We start from the raw sequence: 5,895 nt of genomic DNA, 5'->3' as shown, positions 1-5,895 counted from the left end.
CAAAAAGGCGTTGACCGGATCCGGGTGTGCTCCTAGATGGCCCTCACCGACGCGGCGCTGACGGCTTTCACCGTTCGCTGTATTGGTCGCCAACATAATCGGATAGCCGGTCCCCCGGTGTAAGTCGGGGAAGCACTAGCTGTCCGCTATTAGTGTCTGGTGGTTCTTTGACATTGTTGGTTTTTGATGAAGGGACATGTGGGCGACGGCGCCTGGTCCGGGGGTTTTAAGGCTCCGGATACCAGTAACCAAGCCGATTGCCACATCCTCATTGCCTCCACAGGTGGTGAGTGATGATGCATGTTCATTCGTATCCATTACGTTTGACAGTGCAGGTATCGGCTCCTTGAAGCTCTTGCTTGTTGGTCGGGCGATCTTCGGATCGCGGCTGATAGGTGAGTGATACAAACTTGAGAGTTTGATCCTGGCTCAGAACGAACGCTGGCGGCATGCCTAACACATGCAAGTCGAACGAAGCCTTCGGGCTTAGTGGCGCACGGGTGCGTAACGCGTGGGAACCTGCCTTTAGGTTCGGAATAACAGTTAGAAATGACTGCTAATACCGGATAATGTCTTCGGACCAAAGATTTATCGCCTTTAGATGGGCCCGCGTTGGATTAGATAGTTGGTGGGGTAATGGCCTACCAAGTCGACGATCCATAGCTGGTCTGAGAGGATGATCAGCCACACTGGGACTGAGACACGGCCCAGACTCCTACGGGAGGCAGCAGTGGGGAATATTGGACAATGGGGGCAACCCTGATCCAGCAATGCCGCGTGAGTGATGAAGGCCTTAGGGTTGTAAAGCTCTTTTACCAGGGATGATAATGACAGTACCTGGAGAATAAGCTCCGGCTAACTCCGTGCCAGCAGCCGCGGTAATACGGAGGGAGCTAGCGTTGTTCGGAATTACTGGGCGTAAAGCGCACGTAGGCGGCTTTTCAAGTCAGGGGTGAAATCCCGGGGCTCAACCCCGGAACTGCCCTTGAAACTGGATGGCTAGAATACTGGAGAGGTGAGTGGAATTCCGAGTGTAGAGGTGAAATTCGTAGATATTCGGAAGAACACCAGTGGCGAAGGCGACTCACTGGACAGTTATTGACGCTGAGGTGCGAAAGCGTGGGGAGCAAACAGGATTAGATACCCTGGTAGTCCACGCCGTAAACGATGATAACTAGCTGTCCGGGCTCATGGAGCTTGGGTGGCGCAGCTAACGCATTAAGTTATCCGCCTGGGGAGTACGGTCGCAAGATTAAAACTCAAAGGAATTGACGGGGGCCTGCACAAGCGGTGGAGCATGTGGTTTAATTCGAAGCAACGCGCAGAACCTTACCAGCCTTTGACATCCTAGGACGGTTTCTGGAGACAGATTCTTTTCCTTCGGGAACCTAGTGACAGGTGCTGCATGGCTGTCGTCAGCTCGTGTCGTGAGATGTTGGGTTAAGTCCCGCAACGAGCGCAACCCTCGTCCTTAGTTGCCATCATTTAGTTGGGCACTTTAAGGAAACTGCCGGTGATAAGCCGGAGGAAGGTGGGGATGACGTCAAGTCCTCATGGCCCTTACAGGCTGGGCTACACACGTGCTACAATGGCATCTACAGTGAGCAGCGATCCCGCGAGGGTTAGCTAATCTCCAAAAGATGTCTCAGTTCGGATTGTTCTCTGCAACTCGAGAGCATGAAGGCGGAATCGCTAGTAATCGCGGATCAGCATGCCGCGGTGAATACGTTCCCAGGCCTTGTACACACCGCCCGTCACACCATGGGAGTTGGATTCACCCGAAGGTGGTGCGCTAACCTGCTTGCAGGAGGCAGCCAACCACGGTGGGTTCAGCGACTGGGGTGAAGTCGTAACAAGGTAGCCGTAGGGGAACCTGCGGCTGGATCACCTCCTTTCTAAGGATTGTCACGAAAGCGCCGGCGCTAGCCGCTGGAAGTGCTTCGCGACTTTTCAAAGAACATTGCCGTCGTCCTCATGTCCTTTCATCAATCGGATACAGCCTCACAGGCCTGGCTTGTGAGATGCTGTTTGCCTGAGCTGGCTTTTGCCGACTGCGGCCTTGTGGCCCGCTTGGCACATAGGCCCGTAGCTCAGTTGGTTAGAGCGCACCCCTGATAAGGGTGAGGTCGGTGGTTCAAATCCACTCGGGCCTACCAAGTACCTGGTCTTACGGGGCCTTAGCTCAGCTGGGAGAGCACCTGCTTTGCAAGCAGGGGGTCATCGGTTCGATCCCGATAGGCTCCACCAGGTATTCAATCCGATGGATGAAACGAAAGCGGATCTCGCGTTTGACGCGAGTAGGCGGCTTTGAGCCGCTGTCTTTGACATTGTGAATGGGTTTTTAAATCGATGCCGTGGCGCATGGATTGTGGAAGGTTGGTCTTCGGGCCGATCGCCATGGTCGATGCATCACAAACAAGATCAATCAAATTGATTTATCTGGCTGAGATATTCCTCCGCACTATCGCGAGGCGACTGACTTTTATGCAGGTCTGTCGTTGATGGTGTGGATTCTCAAGCGTGAGGTAAGAGCATTTGGTGGATGCCTTGGCATGTGCAGGCGATGAAGGACGTGGCACGCTGCGATAAGCGTCGGGGAGATGTGAGCAATCTTTGATCCGGCGATTTCCGAATGGGGAAACCCACCCTCACCATTTCCTCTGTTTCTCCCTCGGGAGTTACAGAAGAGGTGGATAGGGTATCACCAGACTGAATACATAGGTTTGGTGAAGCGAACCCGGGGAACTGAAACATCTCAGTACCCGGAGGAAAAGACATCAACAGAGATTCCCGTAGTAGTGGCGAGCGAACCGGGACCAGGCCAGCGCCTTCATTTCAACTAGCAAAACACTTTGGAAAGAGTGGCCATAGCGGGTGACAGCCCCGTATGCGAAAGTGATGATGAAGGACTCGAGTAGGGCGGGACACGTGAAATCCTGTCTGAACATGGGGGGACCACCCTCCAAGCCTAAATACTCGCACATGACCGATAGCGAACACAGTACCGTGAGGGAAAGGTGAAAAGCACCCCGATTAGGGGAGTGAAACAGTACCTGAAACCGGATGCTTACAAGCAGTTGGAGCCCCATAGGGGGTGACAGCGTACCTCTTGCATAATGGGTCAGTGACTTAATCTACCATGCAAGCTTAAGCCGTTAGGTGTAGGCGCAGCGAAAGCGAGTCTGAACAGGGCGACTGAGTATGATGGATTAGACCCGAACCCCGGCGATCTAGGCATGGCCAGGTTGAAGGTGCGGTAACACGCACTGGAGGACCGAACCGGTGAATGTTGAAAAATTCTCGGATGAGCTGTGTTTAGGGGTGAAAGGCCAATCAAGCCGGGAAATAGCTGGTTCTCCGCGAAATCTATTGAGGTAGAGCGTCGGATGTATGCCGATGGGGGTAGAGCACTGGATGGGCTAGGGCTGCGCGAGCGGTACCAAACCTAACCAAACTCCGAATACCATCGAGTCTTATCCGGCAGACAGACGGCGGGTGCTAAGGTCCGTCGTCAAAAGGGAAACAGCCCTAACCTACAGCTAAGGTCCCCAAGTCATATCTAAGTGGGAAAGCATGTGGGAATCCCAAAACAACCAGGAGGTTGGCTTAGAAGCAGCCATCCTTTAAAGAAAGCGTAACAGCTCACTGGTCTAAATAAGGGTTCCTGCGGCGAAGATGTAACGGGGCTAAAGATATGCACCGAAGCTTAGGGTTCAGAATTTATTCTGAGCGGTAGCGGAGCGTTCCGTAAGCGAGTGAAGGCGAAGGGTAACCGACGCTGGACGTATCGGAAGTGCGAATGCTGACATGAGTAGCGACAAACAGGGTGAGATGCCCTGTCGCCGAAAGACCAAGGGTTCCTGCTCAACGCTAATCGGAGCAGGGTTAGCCGGCCCCTAAGACGAGCCCGAAGGGGGTAGTCGATGGGAACCACGTAAATATTCGTGGGCCTGAAGATGTGTGACGGATCGTGGACGTTGTTCACCCTTATTGGATTGGGTGGGCAGCCAAGCGGTTCCAGGAAATAGCCTCTTCACTATAGACCGTACCCGAAACCGACACAGGTGGTCAGGTAGAGTATACCAAGGCGCTTGAGAGAAGTATCCTGAAGGAACTCGGCAAATTGCCTCCGTACCTTCGGAAGAAGGAGGCCCCATATCGACGCAAGTCTTTGTGGGGGGCACAGGCCAGGGGGTAGCGACTGTTTAGCAAAAACACAGCACTCTGCTAAGTCGGCTTCAAGACGACGTATAGGGTGTGACGCCTGCCCGGTGCTCGAAGGTTAAGAGGAGGAGTGCAAGCTCCGAATTGAAGCCCGAGTAAACGGCGGCCGTAACTATAACGGTCCTAAGGTAGCGAAATTCCTTGTCGGGTAAGTTCCGACCTGCACGAATGGCGTAACGACTTCCCCACTGTCTCCAGGATATGCTCAGCGAAATTGAATTCTCCGTGAAGATGCGGAGTACCCGCGGTTAGACGGAAAGACCCCGTGCACCTTTACTGCAGCTTCAGAGTGGCATTAGGAAATTACTGTGTAGAATAGGTGGGAGGCTTTGAAACTCGGGCGCCAGTCCGAGGGGAGCCAACCTGTGAAATACCACCCTGTGATTTTCTGATGTCTAACCAGGCACCGTTAGCCGGTGTTGGGACCCTCTGTGGCGGGTAGTTTGACTGGGGCGGTCGCCTCCTAAAGAGTAACGGAGGCGCGCGATGGTAGGCTCAGGACGGTTGGAAACCGTCTGCAAGAGTGCAATGGCATAAGCCTGCCTGACTGCGAGACTGACGAGTCGAGCAGAGACGAAAGTCGGTCATAGTGATCCGGTGGTCCCTCGTGGAAGGGCCATCGCTCAACGGATAAAAGGTACGCCGGGGATAACAGGCTGATGATTCCCAAGAGCTCATATCGACGGAATCGTTTGGCACCTCGATGTCGGCTCATCACATCCTGGGGCTGGAGCAGGTCCCAAGGGTTTGGCTGTTCGCCAATTAAAGTGGTACGTGAGCTGGGTTCAGAACGTCGCGAGACAGTTTGGTCCCTATCTGCCGTGGGCGTCGATTGTTGAAAGGAGTTGCCCCTAGTACGAGAGGACCGGGGTGAACGTGCCTCTGGTGTACCTGTCATCCTGCCAAGGGTGCCGCAGGGTAGCTATGCACGGACGGGATAACCGCTGAAAGCATCTAAGCGGGAAGCCTCCCTTGAGATAAGCAATCTTCGAACCGTCATAGACCATGACGTTGATAGGCCGGGTGTGGAAGCGCAGTAATGCGTGGAGCTAACCGGTCCTAATAGTTCTTTTCGCGCTTGTAGGATCCATACCATCAACGACAGCCCTGTGCTGTCCGCGATAAGGAGGAAACTCCAGCCGGATAAGCCCTCGAAGGCTCAACAGCATCGATTTAAACCCTGACCGCCCGCTCTATTGCTTGGTGGCTATAGCGTCCGTGACCCACCCGATCCCATCTCGAACTCGGCCGTGAAACCGGACAGCGCCGATGGTACTAGTGCTCAAGCACTGGAAGAGTAGGTCGTCGCCAGGCATTACAGCAGGCGGTCAGGGCATAAACCCATTCACATGTCGAAGGGCTGACCCGAAAGGGCGGCCCTTTTGGCGTCTCTCGAGACGTCGCGCCAAACCGAGCCCGCCAGGGTAAGGCAAGGCCAAGCGGCCGTCCGCAGCGACGCGACCTTCAGGTCGCATGAGCGAGGATAGCCAAGCCGACAAATGTCGGCGCTGGCGCTTGAAGCCAGCAAAAACGGTACCGCGGGGTGGAGCAGTCCGGTAGCTCGTCAGGCTCATAACCTGAAGGTCGTTGGTTCAAATCCAACCCCCGCAACCAAACACAAATCAACACACAACAACAAACCGCAAAACCGAAAACCTAACGAAGCTGATC

The 5,895-nt window shown here is 54.4% G+C and carries 3 tRNA genes and 3 rRNA genes; all 6 read left to right on the top strand.

The annotated features are described in order from the left end of the window. Positions 1-406 precede the first annotated feature (406 nt). The 6 genes from L5849_RS14610 to L5849_RS14585 all read left to right on the top strand — a co-directional run bounded on the left by L5849_RS14610 (position 407) and on the right by L5849_RS14585 (position 5,838). Positions 407-1,895 (top strand): 16S ribosomal RNA (locus tag L5849_RS14610). A 184-nt stretch (positions 1,896-2,079) separates the two neighbouring features. Then, a tRNA-Ile gene (locus L5849_RS14605) sits at positions 2,080-2,156 on the top strand. 15 nt (positions 2,157-2,171) lie between these two features. Beyond that, positions 2,172-2,247: transfer RNA gene (locus L5849_RS14600), tRNA-Ala, on the top strand. Positions 2,248-2,515: 268 nt separating this feature from the next. Next, positions 2,516-5,307 (top strand): 23S ribosomal RNA (locus tag L5849_RS14595). A 116-nt stretch (positions 5,308-5,423) separates the two neighbouring features. Then, positions 5,424-5,538: ribosomal RNA gene (gene rrf, locus L5849_RS14590) — 5S ribosomal RNA — on the top strand. The 16S, 23S and 5S rRNA genes sit together here with 3 tRNA genes alongside, the layout of an rRNA operon. 223 nt (positions 5,539-5,761) lie before the next feature. After that, a tRNA-Met gene (locus tag L5849_RS14585) sits at positions 5,762-5,838 on the top strand. The last annotated feature ends 57 nt before the right edge of the window (positions 5,839-5,895 follow it).

The organism is Erythrobacter sp. SN021, assembly GCF_021864455.1.
The sequence above is the reverse complement of the archived record's forward strand: the minus strand, read 5'-3'. Positions and strand labels throughout refer to the sequence as shown.